A 19,592-nucleotide genomic window follows, 5' to 3' on the forward strand; every position below is an offset into this window, starting at 1 on the left:
TAAGCGCAAGCTCCACTCTTATCTGCTTCGCTATGCCCGCCAAAAAAGCTCCCGCGCCCGCCAAAGCGGCCAAAGCTCCCGCCAAGAAAGCCGCTCCCGCTGCCAAACCCGAAACCCGTCCCACGGCCAGGGACATGAAGGCCGCGGCCCAGACGCTGCCCTACCCGGCTAAGCAGGCCGACATGAAGCTGCAGCCCGACACGGATTTTGCCAACTACAAAGCCGCCGGCAAGCTCCAGGGCAAAGTAGCCCTCATCACCGGCGCCGACTCCGGCATCGGGCGGGCCGTGGCCATTGCCTTCGCCCTGGAAGGCGCCGACGTGGCCGTGCTCTACAACGAAAACGACGCGGACGCCCAGGAAACCCAGCGGCAGGTGGAGAAGCGCAAACGCAAATGCCTGCTGCTCAAGCTCGACGTGCGCGACCCGGAGCAGTGCCGCCAGGCCGTGCGCCGTACCCGCGCCGAGCTGGGCGGGCTCAACATCCTGGTCAACAACGCGGCTTTCCAGATGAGCCAGGAGAAGTTCGAGGACATCAGCGAGGAGCAGATCCGCCGCACCTTCGACACCAACATTCTGGGCTACATCTGGATGGCCCAGGCCGCTATTCCCCACCTCAAAAAGGACGACTGCATCATCAACACCGGCAGCATCGTGGGCCTCACCGGCATCCCGATTCTGGTGGATTACGCCAGCTCCAAGTCGGCCATTCACGCCCTTACCAAGAGCCTGGCCCAGTACCTGGGCGAGAAGGGCATCCGGGTGAACTGCGTGGTGCCCGGCCCGGTCTGGACGCCCAACATCCCGGCCACCATGCCCCGGGCCGAAATCGAGAAGTTTGGCCACGAAGTAGCCCTGGCCCGCCCCGGCCAGCCCGAGGAAATTGCCCCGGCCTACGTGCTGCTGGCCTCCCAGGACGGCTCCTTCATGACCGGCAGCCTCGTGCACGTAACCGGGGGCAAGATGAGCTCGGACCAGTAGCCCGGGCGTGGATTTATGGGCGGCACCGCCTACCTTACCAGCGACCGGGTAGCCTACAGCCCGGCCGCTGCCATGAAAAAACGCTACGCCACGATTCTGTTTCTCCTGCTGGCCGTGGCCGGCTTTGGCCCGCCCGATTCAGCCCAGCAAAAAGTGCGGCGCTACCGGCAGGCCCACGAGCTGCCGCTGCTGACGGAGTACATGGCGCTGCTGGCCATTCCGAACGTGGCCGCCGATACGGCTAGCCTGCGCCGCACGGCCAGCTTCATTGCGGGCATGATGCGGCAGCGCGGCATCCAGACGCGGCTGCTGCCGGCCGCCACGCCCGGCGTACCGCCCGTGGTGTACGGCGAAGTGCGCACGCCCGGGGCCCGGCGCACCCTCGTGTTCTACGCTCACTACGACGGCCAGCCCGTGAATGCCGCGCAGTGGGCCCCCGGTCTGAGCCCGTTTCAGCCCCGGCTGGCCAGCGGGCCAGTAAGCCAGGGCGGCCAGCTGCTGCCCATGATTAAAGCCGGTGAAGCCACCAACCCCGACTGGCGGCTGTACGCCCGCGGCAGCTCCGACGACAAGGCCGGCGTGATGGCGATTCTGGCGGGCTACGAGGCGCTGGTGCAGAGCCGGATCAAACCCGGCGTCAACCTTAAGTTTTTCTTCGAGGGCGAAGAAGAAAAAGGCTCGCCCCACCTCGGCGAAATCGTGGAAGGCAACCGCGCCCTGCTGGCCTCCGACCTCTGGATTATCTGCGACGGGCCGGTGCACCAGTCGGGGCAGAAGCAGGTGGTGTTCGGCGCCCGCGGCGACGTGAACGTGGGCCTCACGGTATATGGCTCCCGCCGCCCGCTGCACAGCGGCCACTACGGCAACTGGGCCCCCAATCCGGCCCTGGCCCTGGCTCAGCTGCTGGCCTCCATGAAAGACAGCACCGGCCGCGTCAGCATCGCGGGCTTCTACGACGACGTGGTGCCGCTGACGGCCCTGGAGCGCGCGGCCCTGGCCCGCGTCCCCAACCTCGACGCTACCATTCAGCAGGAGCTGGGCTTCGCCCGCGCCGAGGGTTCGGGGCAGGGACTGAATGAGCTTATCAACCAACCCTCGCTCAACATCAACGGCCTGCGCAGCGCCAACGTGGGGGCTCAGGCGGCCAATGTGATTCCCACTACTGCTGAGGCCATGCTGGATCTGCGCCTGGTGCTGGGCAACGACAGCGAGCGGCAGGTGGCGAAAGTGGTGCAGCACATTCAGCGGCAGGGCTTTTTCGTGACGACCGACGAGCCCACCGCGGCGGAGCGGGCCCGCTACCCGCGCATCGTGCGGGTAGCGCCCCAGACCGGCTACAATGCCGAACGTACGCCGATGGATCTGCCTCTGGCCCGCGAGGTGGTGGCGGCCGTGCAGCGCACTACCACCCGGCCCGTGGTGCAGCAGCCCACGTCCGGCGGCAGCCTGCCGCTGCACGTCTTCAAAAAGATAGGGGCCACCACCCTCACGGTGCCGGTGGCCAACTACGACAACAACCAGCACGCCGAAAACGAGAACATCCGCCTGGGCAACCTCTGGGACGGTATCGAAACGATGGCGGCCATTATGCAGCTGAAGTAGCGGCGGAGTGGCCGGAAGGCGTAGTTCTACAGTAACATTTGTCATGCTGAGCGAAGTCGAAGCATCTCGCGTGCTGATGTTGGATTACTAATCATATGTCAGCACGCGAGATGCCTCGGCTGCGCTCGGCATGACGTACTTGAGCAGTTGGAAGCGGCGTTTCGGAACAGGCTCGGACCGGAAATAAAATGGTTGGGCTTTCGGCCGGCGGGAAGATTTTACCCGTAAGCGGTTTACCTTCCGCCAGTACCCGTCGTGCTGGATTCGCTAGTTCCCTATGCCTGATTCGCCTTATCCCGCCGGCACCGTCCGGGCCTTGCTGAACACCGATCTGGTAACGGCCGCTACCCGCGCCGTGCTGGAAGCCCGGCTGACCGCCCCGGCGTACGAGCCGCAGTTTTTTGAACCCGAAACCTACGCGCTGCTCCGCGCCGTGGCCGCCCGCCTCATTCCCCAGCCCGACCGTCCCGAACCCATCGAGCTGGCCCCCGCCATCGACCAGCGCCTGTTGCAGGGTGGCTCCGACGGCTGGCGCTACGATGCCCTGCCCCCCGACCGGGAAGCTTTTCGAATGGGGCTGGGCGGCATCCGCCAGAGCGCCCAGGCCCTGTTTCAGCACGATTTTATGGAGTTGGCCGCTGAGCAGCAGGACGCGGTGCTGCAAGCCGTACAGGAGGGCCAGGCACCCGGCGAAATCTGGCTGACCATGCCCGCCGCCCGCTTTTTCGAGGAGCTGCTGGCCGAGCTGACCGAGAACTACTACGCCCACCCGCTGGCTCAGGAAGAAATCGGCTACGTAGGCATGGCCGACGTGCCCGGCTGGACCAAAATCGGCCTCAACGAGCGGGAGGACCGGGAGGTTTTTTAATGTGCTGAGGTGGGGTTAATGTGGGTAATGTGCTGATGTGCTAATGTGGGTAATGTGCTATGTGGGTGAACGGGCTGGTGTAAGATTGATGTGCTGATGGCTGATAGCCAGGCAGCCGGCTTTGTTTGCCGGGTCAATTTCACTTCAACGCTGCTGCACTACCCACCACTTTTTAAAGCCTCACAAAGCTCAAGCATTCCGGCATCACCGCCTCAGCACATTCAATCACATTAGCACATCAGCACATTAACCCCACGCCAGCACATTACCCACATTAGCACATTACCATCACATTAGAAAAAATGCCCGACGAAGAAATCCTGGAAGAAGGTGTATTGAGCCCCGTAGAGCCGGCAGTGCAGGACCCGTTGCTGCGCAGCATCCTGGCCGAAAACGCCGCGCCCGAAGCTCCCGTGGAACGGGAGCTGCCGCTGGAAATCCCGGGGCCGGCCGAAGAGGTAGACTGCGTGGTGATTGGCACCGGCGCGGGCGGGGCCCCGCTGCTGGCCCGGCTGGCTATGGCGGGGCTGAAGGTAGTCGCCCTGGAAGCCGGCCCCTGGCACGACCCGAAAAAGGACTTCGCCACCGACGAAAAAGCCCAGGAATACCTGTTCTGGAACGACGAGCGGCTGTCGGCCGGCAAAGACCCGGTGGCCTTCGGCAAGAACAACTCCGGCACCGGTGTGGGCGGCTCCACCCTGCACTACACGGCCTACACTCCGCGCCCCCAGCCCGCCGACCTGCACCTGCACCGCGACTTCGGCGTCGGCGTCGACTGGCCCTTCGGCTACGAGGCCCTGGAGCCCTACTTCGAGGAGCTGGAGCAGTTTCTGGGCATTTCGGGCCCGACACCCTACCCGTGGGGGCCCGCCCGCCGCAGGGGCTACGCCCTGGCCCCGCTGCCGCTGAACGGGGCCGCGCAGCTGATGCAGCGGGGCTGCTCAACGCTGGGCATCCGCACTTCGCCGGCGGCTAACGCGGCCTTGTCGGCGCGCTACTACCAGGAGGGCGTGGGCTGGCGCGCGGCCTGCACCAACCGCGGCTTCTGCCAGGCCGGGTGCAGCACCGGGGCCAAAGCCAGCATGGACGTCACGTTTCTGCCCCTGGCCGTGGCCCACGGCGCCGAAATCCGCCCCGGCAGCTACGTAACCGAGATTGAGCGCGACGACACCGGCCGGATCACCGGCGTGATGTACCAGCAGAACGGGCAGGAACTGCGCCAGCGCTGCCGCCACCTGTTTCTGTGCGCCGGCGCCATCGAAACGCCGCGCCTGCTGCTGCTCAACGAGCTGGCTTTGAACAGCGGCCACGTGGGACGCAACTTCATGTCCCACCCCGGGGTGCAGGTGTTCGGCACGTTTGAGGAAACCGTGCGGCCCTACAAAGGTATTCCCGGGGCCCTGATTTCGGAAGATACTCACCGGCCCAAGGATGCGGACTTTGCCGGCGGCTACCTGCTGCAGAGCATTGGCGTGATGCCCGTGACGTTTGCCGGGGAGGTGGCCCGGGGGCGCGGGTTCTGGGGGCCGAAGCTGCGCGCCTACATGCAGCAGTACAACCACGTGGCCGGCATCAACATCCTGGGCGACTGCCTGCCCCACGCCGATAATTTCCTGGAGCTGGCCGAAGAGAAAGATGCCCGCGGCCTGCCCAAGCCGCGCATTCACTTCACCAACCACGAAAACGAGCACCGCATGAATGCCCACGCCGAGCAGCTGATGCGCCGCATCTGGGAAGCGGCCGGGGCCACCGATATCTGGTCGTTTCAGCGCAGTGCCCACATCATCGGCACCGCCCGCATGGGCCTCAGCGGCGACGACGCCGTGGTGGATGCCCACGGCCGGGCCTTCGACGTGCCGAATCTATACATCTGTGACAACTCGGTTTTCCCGAGTGCGTTAGGCGTAAATCCGGCCTTGACGATTATGGCCCTGAGCCTGCGCACGGCCGACAAGTTTCTGGAGAACCTGACGTAGCCGTAACGCGAAGTTTTACTTCGCGCCCGGCACCCGACCCGTACAACTGCACCTCAATCCACCCCCTCACCGCGCGGACGAGCCGCGAAGTGAAACTTCGCGTTACACCATGGCCAAAGGCTTTTTAACTCAGATTAAGGACCGCTTCGGGGCGGGCGGCTACGCCGGCGACCAGTACGGCGGGGCCGGGGGCCAGGATGGCAGCGGCCTGCCATCGGGCGACCCCGGCAACTTCATGTTCGCCACCGGCATCGAGTGCTCCTACCCGACCATCGACCACGGCAAAACCCGCCGCGACCTGCTGGCCGAGTGCGACCACTACAACCGCTACCAGGAAGACCTGGGGCTGGTGAAGGAAATGGGGCTGAAGGTGCTGCGCTACGGGCTGCCGTACTACCGCATTCAGAAAGCGCCCGGCAAGTACGACTGGGAGTTTGCCGACCGGGCCATGGCCGAGGTGCAGCGCCTGGGCATCACCCCGATTCTGGACCTGCTGCACTTTGGGGTGCCCGACTTCATCGGCAACTTTCAAAACCCCGAGCTGCCGGTACACTTCGCCGAGTATTGCGGGGCCGTGGCCAAGCGCTACCCCTGGGTGCGCTATTACACGCCCGTGAATGAGATTTACGTCACGGCCAAGCTCAGCACTAAGGACGGCGTGTGGAATGAGCAGCTGAAAACCGATAAGGCCTTCGTGACGGCGCTCAAACACCTGGTGGCGGCCAGCATTATGGGGACCCAGCAGATTGCCCTGAACCGGCCCGACTGCATCATCGTGCAAAGCGAGTCGGCCGAGTTCACCCACGAGCTGCGGGCCACCCGCACCCCGGCCATCCAGATTGAGAACAAGCTGCGCTTCCTGGCTCTGGATCTGCTCTACGCCTACCATCCGGATGCTGAGGTGCTCAACTATCTGTTCGATAACGGCATGACGCGCCGCGAATACGACTGGTTTATGGCCGGCGAGCCGCCGGGCTACCAGATCATGGGCAACGACTACTACGGGCGCAACGAAAAAATCGTGCTGCCCGACGGCACCATGCACACCAGCATGGATGTGCTGGGCTGGTACAACATCACCCACGACTATTACCAGCGCTACCTCAAGCCGGTAATGCACACCGAAACCAACGTGTTCGACCCCAAGGAAGCCCCGGCCTGGCTCTGGAAGCAGTGGGTGAACGTGCTGCGCATGCGCAAGGAAGGCATCCCCGTACTCGGCTTCACCTGGTACTCGCTTATCGACCAGGTCGACTGGGACATTGGTCTGGGGCAGAAGCTGGGCCGCGTGAATGCCTGCGGCCTCTACGACCTCGACCGCAAGCCCCGCCTCGTAGCCGACGCCTATAAAATGCTGCTGCAGGAATACGGCAACATCACCATCGTGCCCCACGGCGAGCTGTTCGAAGTGACCCGAAAACCGGCCACGCTGAAGGTGGAAGTATAGCTGCGAATACGATGCAGGTTCAGTAGGAGAATTCCGGGTTGGGTTTGGCGGATATTGCGTAGGCTGAGGACGTTTTGCGGACTTCTTCACCCCCTATTCCTATGAAAACCCTAGTGAAGCGCCGCGCGGCCAGCTGGAGCGTGGCCGCCGGATTGCTGACGCTGGGTGCGTGCTCCCCGAAAATGGCGGCGGTGGCTCCGGCTCCGCCCGCCGCCCCAATGGCTGCCGCCGCGCCGGCCCGGGCGGCGGCCCCCGGGTTTCAGACCCCCGGGCCCGGCCCCGCGCATCGAAGTAGCCAGGTCCCGGACCCGCCCCGACGTGCTGACCCTGGACCGCCCCGGCGCACCCCAGTCCACCATCATCCTCGGCCTGCCCGTGGTTGACCCGTCTCACCCCGACTACCTGCGGATGCGGGTGATGAACTCGTTGCTGGGCGGCTCGTTCGGCTCGCGCATCACGCGCCACATCCGCGAGGACAAGGGCTACACCTATTCGCCCTACAGCTACCTCGAAACGCACTACCGCACCGGCAACTGGAGCCAGAACGCCGACGTGACCACCCAGGATACCGGCAACTCGCTCCGGGGAATCATGTACGAGATTGAGCGCCTGCAGAAAACCCCGCCCTCGGCCGGGGAGCTGAAAGGCATCCACAACTACGAGTCGGGCCTGTTTGTGCTGCGCAACTCCACGCCGGGCGGCATCATCGGCCAGCTCAACACCCTGGACCTGCACGGCCTGCCCGATTCCTACCTCACCGAGCAGGTGAGCGAAACCGCCCGCAAGTACGTGCGCCCCGAAGCCATGACCATCGTGGTGGTCGGCGACAAGAAGATCATCGACCCGCAGATCAGGAAGTTTCAGGCCTCGCGCAAAAAGGCGCTGTAACCAGCCCGCGCCGTGGTGCCACGACTTTTTCGGTCGTGGTACCACTATCGTTGCTGACGCGGGGGGGGCGTTCAATGATAGTGGTACCACGACCGAAAAAGTCGTGGCACCACGGGGTTGTCGATCAGGTTGCGCTGGGCCGGCGGAACAGGTTGCCGGCCCGGGTGTAGTGGTCGTCGGGGCCGGGGCCGCCGTTGTCGCCGGTGCTGAAGCGGGCCAACAGCTTGCACTCGTTGCCCACTTTGCTGAACAGCCTGGCACGGGCGGGGTGGGTGATGTCGTGGGTGACGGTGCACGTGCCAGGCGCCGCTGCCCCTGGCGCGGACCACGCGCTTCGGAATCCGCTCCCGGTTGCAGTGGGCCGACTTCCCGTGCAGGAAATAGTCCTGGAGCCGCAGCGGACCGCGGGCACCGGCCGACTGGGAGCTCTGGTTATCGAAAACCGGGCGCCCCGAAGCCGTCGTCAGCTTCCTGGGGTGGGTTGCAAGCGGGCCGGGGCCGGGGGGTGAGGCGCAACGTTAGCGTAGCCAGGCCGCGTCTGTCCTGCCGGGCAACTCAGGAAAATGGCTGGTTCGCCGGCTTATTGTTCTATATGATTTATTATATATAAAGTATTTTTTTTCGGCTAAAAACGCCCATTAAAGCCTGATTTTACATAATTGATATTTCTTTTATACAAAAAAGCCGGAAATGTCGGCCTTATTCCCGGGAGACCGTATATGCGCTTCGAATCTGCTACGCGAGTGTGCACCAGCGGCGGTTCTTCGTCTCATCTTTCCTCCCGAACAACATGAAACCCTCAACTTTTACTCGTAACGCCCGGTTGGTTCTCCGGCAGTGGCAACCTCTGCTACCCTTGCTCGCCTTGTTCGCGAGTCTGGGCCTGACGCATACCGCGCAGGCCCAGGCCAACAGCAGCATCACGGGCTCGTCCATCATCATCGACCGCGGTACTGGCAACGAAACCTTCGTAGGCAAGGGCGGTACTGCTCCTTCCGGTTTTGAAGGACAAAATCTGGGTACGTTTGATGTATCTGACTTCGGCACCAGCCTGGTGCTCAATGGTGGGAGCCTGTTCACTACCGAGGCCGCTCCGGATATTATCCAAAGTGGTGTTCTTTCATATGGGGTAACCAACACTGCTACCGGTGCAACCAACGGTGTTAAAACGGTGCAGTTGCCGCTGGTAAATACTACCGGTGGCGCCAAAACCTTTTTTACTGACCTGGCCAACCAAAACCTGCTCATTGGCACTACTGCCAACTCTACCCTGGCCCCTGGTAGCTACGTAGTGAACATATTTTTCACCGCCAACGGGTTCAACTCAGCAGAACCGCGTGCTTTCACCATTCAGGACCCACCCGGCTCAACTTACCAGGCCACCTTCACCGTAACCGGCGTGCGCCCCACCGAAGGCCCGAACTCCACGACCTGGACCGGCGGCAAAAACGACAACTGGTTTGATGATGCCAACTGGACGCAGGGCGTACCCACAGCCACCAAGGATGCCACGGTTCCGGACTTCGGCTCCGGCTCTACGGTCCAGTACCCCAACATCTACAGCGACGCCATCAAGCCCGCTACTACCACTACCACCACCGTGCAGAACCCCGATGGGACGTTTTCGACGGTGACCACCACCACGCCCGGCTACAACAACACGGGCTCGGGCCCGGCCCGCACCCGTAGCCTCACAATGCAGGGCACCAGCCAGGCCCAGCGGTCTATTACCCGCCTGAACGTGGGTCGCCTGGAAGTCTACGGCGACTTCAACAATAACCAGGACAGCTTCATCCAGCGCGAAAACACGACCATCAGCTTCACGGGCACCACGCAGTCTATCAGTGGCTCGACCTCCGGTTTCGTGAACGTGGAAATTGACGGTGGCGGCGTTAAGACGCTGGTAAACAGCTTTTCCATCACGCCCGGTGGCCAGCTCCGTTTTATCAATGGCATTCTGAGCACTGATATCGGCAACACGAAGAACAACTTCGTGGAGCTTGCTCCTCCTACCGTGGTGGGCACCACGCCGATTGCCTCGGGCCGGCTCGTGGGCGAGTCGGAAACGAGCTACCTGCGGGGATTCGTGAAAATAGCGCAGCCCGGCACCCTCACGACGCAGGATTACGGCAACGTTGGCCTGACGCTGACCTTTTTCACCAACGACCCCGGCCTGGTAACCGTGACCCGTAATACGGGCGAAAACTTCCTCACCATCAGCAACGGCGCCAACAGCAAGCCCAGCATCCGGCGCATCTTCGGGGTGCGGCCCGCCGACGCTCAAACCAGCAACGGCGGCCTGCGGGCTACTATGGTATTTCATTACCTGGACAACGAAACCAAAAACCTGGCTCCCAACAGCCAGATGCTGGATGAAAGCAAGCTGGCCCTGTTCGTATCTACTTCCTCCGGCGACCTCTTCGGTCAGTTGGGCCGCGATGCCCTGGATACCGGCACCAACAACCTGACCAAAAACAACGTCACCTCGTTTGCCACTTTCACCCTGAGCGAGTTCACGTCGCCGCTGGCAGTGCCACTGCCCGTCACGCTTACGGCTTTCGGAGCCAAGCGCATCGGGCCCAATGCCGAGATTACCTGGGAATCGGTGACGGAGCTAAACAGCCGGGGCTACGAGGTGCAGGTATCGTCTGATGGTCGCGTGTTCCGCGCCCTTGCCTTCATCCCAAGTGCCTCGCCCAACAGCAACCGGCTGCGGGGCTACCAATACCTGGATACTGAAGCCAATAAAGGCGGCATCCGCTACTACCGTCTGCGTCAGGTTGATGTGGATGGTAAAGAGCAGTTCTACGCCCCGAAAGCGTTGAACTTCACGGGGACGGCCGCGGCAGAATCCCGCCTCGAGGCGTATCCTAACCCTTTCCAGAGCGACGTTCGCCTGACGGTACAGTCCACGGTCGTCGGCAAAGGCCGGCTGGTCCTGCTGGATATGACCGGCCGGGTGGTGCGCGAGCAGGCGGCCGAAATCACGGCCGGTGCCAACGACCTGGAGTTGCCGGGCCTGACGAATCTGCCGGCCGGCGCTTACGTGTTGCGCGTGCTGATGCCCGATGGCAAGGCCCAGAGCCTCCGCGTGCTGAAGCGCTAAACCCGCCTTGCACTCCTGCAAAGAGCCGACTTCCTCTCCGGAAGTCGGCTCTTTGCTGTCCGCGCAGGTCGGCGCGGAACCAGTTGCAGTGCTGACCCCGGTTTTTGAAGTGCGCGTGCCAACGCTTTTTTTACCCGCCAGGAAAACTTGCTGACTCTTCCCGATCCTGCTTCTGGCTGCGGCCTGCGCCGAAGCGCCCAACGCAGAAACCTGTACCGGCCGCGACTCGGCCCAGCTGCCCGCCCGACTACAGGTGGGGCAGGCCGGGCAGAAAATTCGGTGGAAGCAAGCGGATCATACTTTTTTCGCCTCCGTAAGTTCAGTACCTGTTCCACCGCTTCGCCCTTCCGCCATGCTCACTACCGCCCCGCTTACCTTCGTTTGTCTGCATTATTGGGCTGGTTCCGGGCTGGAATGGCAAGCGGTGGCCGGGCTGCTGGCCCCGGAATACGAGGTGCTGGGGCTCGACCTCGGCGGCTTTGGCGCGGCCCCGGACCCGGCCGGCGGCTACTCCGTGGCTGCCTACGCCGACCAGATTGCGGCGCAGATTCAGGAAAGCCGGCTGCCGCGCTACGTGCTGGTGGGGCACAGCATGGGCGGCAAGATTGCCCTGGCCCTGGCCGCCCGGCAGCTCCCGGGATTGGCGGGGCTGGTGCTGCTGAATCCCTCCCCGCCGACCTCCGAGCCCATGACCGACGCCGAGCGGCAGACTAGCTTGAAAGCCTGGGGAAAGCCTGGGGCAGCGGAAAAGACCTTTCGTAAAATTGTGGTGCGGCCCGTGCCGGAGGTGATGCACGCGCAGATCGTGGCCGACAACCTGCGCAGCACCAAAGCGGCCTGGGAAGCGTGGCTGCTGCACGGTAGCCGCGAAGATATTTCCGGCCGCCTCAGCCCGCTGACGGTGCCGTGCCTGATCATCGCCGGCGGCTCCGACCCGATTATGTCGCCTTCCGTCCACGGCCTCGAAACGCTGCCGTTTCTGCCCGAAGGCACACCGCTGGAAATCATTCCCGGCGCGGGCCACCTGCTGCCCTACGAAGCGCCGACGGAAGTGGCCGCGCTGCTGCGCGAATTCGCCGGGAAGCATATGCTGGCGGCCGGTATGTAGTCAGCAGAAAGCAGTAACGCGAAGTTTCACTTCGCGATGCCTGAACGAGTCGTCTGCCGCCGTCAGCAACGACTCGCGAAGTGAAACTTCGCGTTACCCAATAGCAGTATTCTGATTCGGAAACTGCTGAAACGGCGGCGGCAGTTCTCCTGCAAAGCCGGAATGCTGCGGGCTTTTCAGCAACTTTGCCGCATGAATTTTCTGCCGTTTCTAAGCCTGCTCCTCGTGGCCACCGCCTGCGCCGTTTCGCCGAAACCGAACCCCAAGCGGCCGGATTTCGCCGCCTATCCTACCTACGGCGGTTCCGACCTGGGCCTCACGTTCGTGCAGGGGCACGCTCAGCTGCGGGTGTGGGCCCCCACGGCCGACGCCCTGCAGCTCAAGCTTTACGCCGCGGGTACGGGCGGGGAGCCGGTGGCCACCTACGCCATGCAGCAGTCGGCGGGCGGCACCTGGGTGTACAAGCTGCCGGCCCCGGCCCCGGGGCGGTTCTACGTGGTGCAGGCCACTATTCAGGGCCGGCAGATGGCCGAGGTACCCGACCCCTACGTGCACGCCGTGGGCCTCAACGGCCTGCGCGGCGCCATCCTGGACCCGGCTACCGCCAACCCCGCCGACTGGTTCGACGACCGGCGGCCGCCGCTGAAGCAGGCCACCGACATCGTTATCGGCGAAGCCCACGTGCGCGACCTGACCATGCACCCGCAGGCGGGCATCGCGCCCAGGGGCAAGTTTCTGGGCGTGGCCGACACCGGTACGAAGGGTCCCGGCGGCGTCAGCACCGGGTTGCGGCATCTGCAGGAGCTGGGCATCACCCACCTGCACCTGCTGCCCACCAACGACTTCGCTTCGGTAGACGAAAGCCGGCTGGCCGACAACCGCTACAACTGGGGCTACGACCCGCTGCACTACTCCGTGCCCGAGGGCTCCTACGCCACCGACCCCGCCGACCCCGCCGCCCGCATCCGGGAGTTCAGACAGCTGGTCCAGACCCTGCACCGCCGCGACCTGCGCCTGGTGCTCGACGTGGTATACAACCACACCGCCAACGCCGCCCGCAGCTCTTTCGACCAGCTGGTGCCCGGCTACTACTACCGCCAGAACCCCGACGGCCGCTATTCCGACGCCACGGCCTGCGGCAACGAGGTGGCTTCGGAGCGGACCATGGTGCGCAAGCTGATCGTGGAGTCGGTGGCGTACTGGGCCCGGGAGTACCACGTCGATGGCTTTCGGTTCGATCTGATGGGGGTGCTGGACATCCGCACTATGCGGGCCGTACGCGTGGCGCTGGACGAAATCGACCACAGCATTTTCGTGTACGGCGAAGGCTGGACGGCCGGGGCCAGCCCCCTGCCCGAAACCGAGCGGGCCGTGAAAGCCAACCTGCCTAAGCTTGACCGCGTGGCGGCCTTCGGCGACGAGCTGCGCGACGGCGTGAAGGGCCACTACGCCCGCCAGACCGAGCCCGGCTTTGCCAGCGGCCAGCCCGGTCTCGAAGAAAGCGTGAAGTTCGGTATCGTGGCCGCCACCCAGCACCCCCAGCTCGACTACGCCAAAGTGAACTACTCCAAGGCCGCCTGGGCCAACGAGCCCGGCCAGGCCATCAACTACGTGGCCTGCCACGACGACCGGGTGCTGTGGGACAAGCTCACGGTGGCCAACCCCGGCGCGACGGAAGCGGAGCTGATCCGGATGGACCTGCTGAGCAATACCATCGTATTCACGTCGCAGGGCGTGCCGTTTCTGCCCGTCGGCGACGAGTTTCTGCGCACCAAGGGCGGCTCCCACAATTCCTACAACCTGCCCGACAGCGTGAACCAGCTCGACTGGGCCCGCAAAAGCCAGTACCCGGGCGTGCTGGCGTTTTACCAGCAGCTGATTGCAATGCGTCGGGCCCACCCGGCCTTCCGGCTGCCCACCCGCGCGCTGGTGCAGCAGCACCTGCACTTTCTGCCCGCCATGCCGGCCAACACCATCGGCTACCAGCTGCAAAACCACGCCGGCGGCGACGCCTGGGGTACCATTACGGTCCTGTTCAACGGCAACCGCGCCCCAACCGCAGTTCCCGTGCCGGCCGGAGCCTACACCGTAGTGCTGCGCGGCGCCGAGCTGAACACCAAAGGCCTGGAGAAGCTCACGCACGCCGGTCAGTCCCTAAGCCTGCCCGCATCCTCCGCCCTGATTCTGGTGCAGAATTGAGTTGCCAGTTGCGTGTTGCCAGTTGCCAGTTGCGTGTTGCCAGTTGCCAGTTACGTGTTGCCAGTTGCCAGTTATGTGTTGCCAGTTGCCAGTTCGTTCAACCGCCCCACACCGGCAACATGCAACTGGCAACTGGCAACACGTAACTGGCAACACATAACTGGCAACTGGCAACACATAACTGGCAACTGGCAACTGAAAACTCAATCCAACGACCGGTCGCGGAAGAGGACGTAGCCGATGTGGGCGAAGACGCCGAACTGGTTGTTGGGGTCGTCGTAGCGGATGAACTGCAGGGCGGCGGGGCCTACGGGGGTCTGGTAGACGAAGCCCGTCATGGCCGTGAGGTAGGGGCGGCTGAGGGTGGTGCCCCGCTCGGCAAATAGCGGATTGAACTCCTGACGCTCAAACGGGCGTACCACGGTATGCACGTACACTTCGGTGCGCCATTCCAGCTGCCCCAGAACAGCCTTCACGTAGCGCAGGCCGGCGGCGGCGTAGGCCGTGCCCCGGTAGCGGTCCAGAAACAGGGTGCGCGAATCGGGCAGGGGCAGGAAGGCGGGCGACATGGTGAGGGAGGCGCGGTAGGTGGCAAATGCGCCCTGGGTGGTCGCCACCGCCTCCAGCAGGTAGCCCCAGGCGTGCACCTGCCGGCCCACGGAATCGACTTTGTTGAAAGTGAAATAACGCTCGCTGAATATCTCGCCCTTTAAAAACCGATGGTTGCGCGTCAGGCCCTGCAGGTCGCCGGCCGTAGAGCCGGGAGCGTAGGTTTCCTGGCCCGTTACGGCCCGCGCCCCTACGCGCACACGCTTGCCGCTGACCGCGTATTGCCGGCGGTTCAGCGAGTTGCGGTCGAAGCGGCCCGCCGCCGTGAAGCCGTCGAAGCGGTCCTGGTCGAGGGTGGCGTTGTTGCTGATTTCGTTGGTATTGGCGTACCGGTCGCGGTTGCTGAAAGCGCCGCCGCTCAGGATGTAGCGGCTGCGGAAGTTGGGGCTCAGGCCCACCTGAAGCTCCACCTTCAGGTCGCGCTGCTGGAGCTGGGTGTTCTGAGCGGCCGAGCCCAGCAGGCCGCCCGTATCCTGGAAGTTGAAATTGTTGAACGTGACCGTGGGCTCGAAGTACAGCGGCGTCCGCCCCGGGATGCTGACCCGGAAGGAGCCGCGCGCGCCGTTGTAAAAGCGGCCCACCGTGGCGTCGGCCTTCACCGTGTAGAGGTAGCGGTAGAGGTAGCGGTAAGCCACGCCCAGGTAGAAATTGCTCACGGAGCGCGTCGAGAGCAGCACGCCCAGGTCGGTGGTCAGGTTGCTGTTCTGGCGGGCATCAATACCCAGCACGTAGCCCTTCTGCCCCCCGTCGTAGCGGATGCGGGGGTACACGTCGTTGAAGAAGTCGTTGTTGACGAGGCGGTAGTAGCCTTCCTCGATGTCGCCGGGGGAGTAGCCGGAGCCGGTTTTGCGGAAGAAGCGCCGCACAAACTCCTGCTGTTGCCGGGGCAGGCCCTGCACCGTTATCTGGGTGAACTCGGGCTTGGGGGCCCGCTCCTGAAACGCGCGGCGGCGCTGCTGCAACGCCAGCGTGTCTTCGCGGCGGGTGATGCGGCTCAGGGCCAGCTCCATCTTGCGGTCGGCGGCCTGCTCGCCCAGCTGCACCAGCTGCTTCACCTTGTTGAAGTCGGCGGCGGTGATGCCGTCCAGGTCGGGCTGGATGAAGATGCCGCGCTTGCCCACCGAAATCGTATCGGCCACGTTGGAGCCCAAAAACAGCAGGGTGCTGGTGAGCAGCGCATCGTCCTTTTCCTTGGGGTATTTGCTGAAGGCCACGTCGCCCACGTTCACCCCGATAATGATGTCGGGCTTGAACTCTTCCCGCATTACGCCGGTGGGGAAGTTGTCGACCACGGCCCCGTCGAACAGGTAGCGGCCGTCCTGCCCGCGGATGGGGCGGAAGGCCAGCGGAAACGACATGGAGTTGCGCACGGCATCGGACAAAGACCCCCCGCGCTGCACCACCTTCTCGCGGGTAAACACCTCAGTAGCCACGCTGCGGTAGGGCACCAGCAGCTTGTTGAAGTCGTAGCCCGAAATAGCCCCGGCCGGGGCCAGCATGGTGGCCAGCACGTAGTTGAGCGTCACGTCGCTCACCAGCGGGGCCGACACCCGGGTTTTGAACGTCGAGTCGACGGCCAGGCGCAGGTGCAGGGCCGCGGGCGTGGGCTCGGCATCGTAGAAGTTGTAGACCTTGTCTTCCGGGGGCAGCCCCGATACCCAGTTCTGGAAGTCGGGCTTGAGCACGATTTCCTCAATCTCCCGGGGCGAGTAGCCCGCCGCGTACAGGGCCCCCACGATGGCGCCCATGCTGGTGCCGACGATGTAGTCGATGGGAATCCGGTTTTTTTCCAGCTGTTTGAGCACGCCCACGTGGGCCAGACCTTTGGCCCCGCCGCCGCTGAGCACGAGGCCCACTTTCTGGGCCGCGGCCGGTGCCAGGGAGCAGATTGACACCAGGAAAAACAGAAACCAGTAGTAGGGTTTGCGCATATGTTTGGAGGGAAAGCTCACCTGTTGGGCAGCGGCATTCCTACGCAGACGCAGGGTAGGAGTTGTGCTAAACTACGGCGCCAGATTACTCTGGGACTTACGCAAAACCGTTGAATTATCTTTCACGCAGGGTTGAAACGCGGGGTCTCGCAGGGTTTTGTTCCGTTCGCCCTGCGAGACCCCGCGTTTTAACCCTGCATGAGATGACTTTCGCGAACCCGCGCGCAAGTCCTGCAAATAACTGGCGGGGTTACGCAGTTAGAGCTCCCGCGCGCTGGAGAAAGGCTTTTGCCAACTGCCCAAAGGCCGTTTCCAGGTAGCCCGCCGATGCCCTGCGTAACACCAGGCGCTAAGTTAACCCGCGAAGCGGCGCCGCACATTTGGGCATGGATTATCTGGCCCTACGCGAGCGGCCGCGACAGTTTCTGGCCCTGACCAGTCGGTTGCCGGCCGGGTTTGACGACTTGCTCACCGCCTTCGCCCCGGCCTGGGAGCGCTACCACCGCTACCATACCCTGGACGGGGCCAAGCGGCGGTTGCCGGCCCACGCCGAGCGGGCCAACGCTACGCTGGCGGGCAGCGACACGAAGCTCTTTTTTCTGCTCACCTACCTCAAAAGCAACAGCTTGCAGCAGCACCAGGCCGCCAGCTTCGGCGTCTCGCAGACCCGCGTCAGCCGCCTGACTACGGTCCTGCTGGGCGTGCTCACCCAAGTGCTGCGCCGGCGTGGGCTGCTGCCCGTGCGCAACGGGGCTGAACTAGCCCGGCACCTGGCCCAGCACCCGGACCAGGTCTTTACCTAGGATGGGGTTGAGCATGGGGTGCCGCGCAACCCCGACGGCGAAGCACAGGCCGAGGAGTACAGCGCAAAAAAAAAGCTCACCGCCTGAAAAACATGACCTTGTGCGACGATACGCAGTACGTGTACTTTCTCTCCCCCACGGAAGGCGGGCGGGTACACGACAAAAAAATGGCCGACGAGTACGCCCTGCACCTGCCGGCCGGCAGCGTGCTGCGCCAGGATTTGGGCCTGCCGGGCCACGCCCCGGCCGGGGTCGAGATGCCCCACAAAAAGCCGCCGAAGCGGGAGCTGACCTTTTCCCAAAAGCTCTACAATCAGCTGCTGAGCCCCTTGCGCGTCGTCATCGAGCACGCCCACAGTGGGATCAAACGCCTGCGCATGGTCAGCGACACGGTGCGCTTGCGCGGCGAGTGGGTGCGCGACACAGTCATGGTCGTGGCCTGTGGCCTGCACAACCTGCGCGTCCGCAGTCCCCACCGGGTTTATCTCGCGCCCACACCCGCGAAACTCACCCAGATACCCGCATAAGCTTTAATGATTGAGCATTTCCTGACGCGGCTGGCTAGTAAGCGCGGGCGAAGTACACGCGCCGGGCACTGGGCTGACCGGTCAGCATATCCACGCCTTCCTCGTCGGGCTCGGCCAGGGCCAGGCAGCGGATAGTGGCTTTGGTTTCTTCCTTGATGCGCTCCTCGGTTTCGGCGGTGCCGTCCCAGTGCGCCACCACGAAGCCGCCTTCGCCTTCCAGGGCCTGCTTGAACTCCTCGTAGGTATCCACGCGGGTGGTGTGGGTTTCGCGGAAGCGTAGCGCCTTGTTATAAATGTTCGCCTGAATATCGTCGAGCAGGGCGGCCACCGTGTCCACGATGTCGGCTAGGGGCAGGTTCATCTTTTCCTTGGTGTCGCGGCGGGCTACTTCCACGGTGCCGCCTTCCAGGTCGCGCATACCGACGGCAATGCGCACCGGCACGCCTTTGAGCTCCCACTCCGCGAATTTGAAGCCCGGCCGCTCGGTGTCGCGGTCGTCGAACTTCACGCTGATACCGCGCTCCAGCAACCCCTGCTGCATGGGGCGGATACGCTCGGTCAGCTCTTCCAGCTGCCCGGACTTGTAAATGGGCACGATGACGACCTGAATCGGGGCCAGCTTGGGTGGCAGGATCAGACCTTCGTCGTCGGAGTGGGCCATAACCAGCGCGCCCATCAAACGGGTGCTCACGCCCCAGCTGGTGCCCCAGACGTATTCAAGCTGGCCTTCCTTGTTGGTAAACTGCACGTCGAACGCCTTGGCGAAATTCTGCCCCAGGAAGTGCGACGTACCGGCCTGCAGGGCTTTGCCGTCCTGCATCAGCCCTTCAATGCAATAGGTATCCAGCGCCCCGGCAAACCGCTCGTTTTCCGACTTGATGCCTTTCACCACGGGCAGGGCCATCCACTCCTCGGCAAACTGGGCGTAGACGTCCAGCATCTGGCGGGTTTCGGCAATGGCTTCCCCGGCGGTAGCGTGGGCCGTGTGGCCTTCCTGCCACAGGAATTCGGCGGTGCGCAGAAACAGGCGGGTGCGCATTTCCCAGCGCATCACGTTGGCCCACTGGTTGATGAGCAGGGGCAGGTCGCGGTAGCTCTGAATCCAGCCTTTGTAGGTGCTCCAGATAATGGCCTCCGAAGTGGGCCGGATAATCAGCTCTTCCTCCAGCTTGGCGTTGGGGTCGACGCGCAGCTTACCGGGGTTGTCGGGGTCGGTCTGGAGACGATAGTGGGTGACCACGGCGCACTCTTTGGCAAAGCCCTCGGCGTTCTTTTCCTCGGCTTCGAACATGCTTTTAGGCACGAGCAGCGGGAAATAGGCGTTCTGGTGGCCGGTCCGTTTGAACATGTCGTCGAGCTGGCGCTGCATCTTTTCCCAGATGGCGTAGCCGTAGGGCTTGATGACCATGCAGCCGCGCACGGCCGAGTTTTCGGCCAGGCCGGCGCGCTTCACCAACTCGTTGTACCAGAGGGAATAATCTTCACTGCGCTTGGGCAAACTTTTGCTCATAATCGGGGTATCTTTGGTAGGGGGAAAAGGGCCTAAAT

General features: G+C 63.6%; 12 protein-coding genes and 2 pseudogenes. 11 read left to right on the plus strand and 3 right to left on the minus strand.

Annotated elements, in window-relative coordinates:
- Positions 1-134 precede the first annotated feature (134 nt).
- The 6 genes from ABD833_RS16655 (at position 135) to ABD833_RS16680 (ending at position 7,761) form a co-directional block, all read left to right on the plus strand.
- Entirely contained in the window at positions 135-980 is an 846-nt protein-coding gene (locus tag ABD833_RS16655; RefSeq protein ID WP_425553700.1) for an SDR family oxidoreductase, read from the plus strand.
- Between the two features lie 15 nt (positions 981-995).
- Complete coding sequence (locus tag ABD833_RS16660) at positions 996-2,582, plus strand: M20/M25/M40 family metallo-hydrolase (RefSeq protein WP_345074521.1); 1,587 nt, start codon at positions 996-998, stop codon at positions 2,580-2,582.
- A gap of 277 nt (positions 2,583-2,859) precedes the next feature.
- On the plus strand, positions 2,860-3,450 hold the full coding sequence (locus ABD833_RS16665) for a gluconate 2-dehydrogenase subunit 3 family protein (RefSeq protein ID WP_345074522.1): 591 nt from the start codon (positions 2,860-2,862) through the stop codon (positions 3,448-3,450).
- A 302-nt stretch (positions 3,451-3,752) separates the two neighbouring features.
- Entirely contained in the window at positions 3,753-5,426 is a 1,674-nt protein-coding gene (locus tag ABD833_RS16670; RefSeq protein WP_345074523.1) for a GMC family oxidoreductase, read from the plus strand.
- 109 nt (positions 5,427-5,535) lie between these two features.
- Entirely contained in the window at positions 5,536-6,873 is a 1,338-nt protein-coding gene (locus tag ABD833_RS16675; protein ID WP_345074524.1) for a family 1 glycosylhydrolase, read from the plus strand.
- 165 nt (positions 6,874-7,038) lie between these two features.
- Positions 7,039-7,761 carry a M16 family metallopeptidase gene (locus ABD833_RS16680; protein ID WP_345074526.1) on the plus strand — a complete coding sequence of 241 codons (723 nt, stop codon included), beginning with the start codon at positions 7,039-7,041 and terminating at the stop codon, positions 7,759-7,761.
- A gap of 259 nt (positions 7,762-8,020) precedes the next feature.
- Here the strand turns inward: ABD833_RS16680 and ABD833_RS19405 are convergent.
- Positions 8,021-8,228: pseudogene (locus ABD833_RS19405) on the minus strand (catalase); the annotation flags it as partial.
- Positions 8,229-8,617: 389 nt separating this feature from the next.
- On the opposite strand from ABD833_RS19405, the gene ABD833_RS16690 reads away from it, so the two are divergent.
- The 3 genes from ABD833_RS16690 (at position 8,618) to pulA (ending at position 14,174) form a co-directional block, all read left to right on the plus strand.
- Positions 8,618-10,867, plus strand: coding sequence for a T9SS type A sorting domain-containing protein (locus ABD833_RS16690; RefSeq protein WP_345074527.1), 2,250 nt, complete (start codon positions 8,618-8,620; stop codon positions 10,865-10,867).
- Between the two features lie 352 nt (positions 10,868-11,219).
- Entirely contained in the window at positions 11,220-11,975 is a 756-nt protein-coding gene (locus ABD833_RS16695; protein ID WP_345074528.1) for an alpha/beta fold hydrolase, read from the plus strand.
- Between the two features lie 192 nt (positions 11,976-12,167).
- On the plus strand, positions 12,168-14,174 hold the full coding sequence (gene pulA / locus ABD833_RS16700) for a type I pullulanase (protein WP_345074529.1): 2,007 nt from the start codon (positions 12,168-12,170) through the stop codon (positions 14,172-14,174).
- Between the two features lie 203 nt (positions 14,175-14,377).
- Here pulA and ABD833_RS16705 read toward each other — a convergent pair whose 3' ends face one another.
- Entirely contained in the window at positions 14,378-16,714 is a 2,337-nt protein-coding gene (locus ABD833_RS16705; protein WP_345074530.1) for a patatin-like phospholipase family protein, read from the minus strand.
- Positions 16,715-17,100: 386 nt separating this feature from the next.
- Between ABD833_RS16705 and ABD833_RS16710 the strand changes: the two genes are divergently transcribed.
- Positions 17,101-17,517, plus strand: a complete 417-nt coding sequence (locus tag ABD833_RS16710) for a transposase family protein (protein ID WP_345074531.1) — start codon at positions 17,101-17,103, stop codon at positions 17,515-17,517.
- 71 nt (positions 17,518-17,588) lie between these two features.
- A pseudogene (locus tag ABD833_RS16715) lies at positions 17,589-18,044 on the plus strand (transposase family protein); the annotation flags it as partial.
- A gap of 34 nt (positions 18,045-18,078) precedes the next feature.
- Here ABD833_RS16715 and proS read toward each other — a convergent pair.
- Positions 18,079-19,554, minus strand: a complete 1,476-nt coding sequence (proS, locus tag ABD833_RS16720) for a proline--tRNA ligase (protein ID WP_345074532.1) — start codon at positions 19,552-19,554, stop codon at positions 18,079-18,081.
- Between the last annotated feature and the right edge of the window lie 38 nt (positions 19,555-19,592).

Source organism: Hymenobacter fastidiosus, from assembly GCF_039539565.1.
In the GTDB taxonomy this organism is placed as follows: Bacteria; Bacteroidota; Bacteroidia; order Cytophagales; family Hymenobacteraceae; genus Hymenobacter; species Hymenobacter fastidiosus.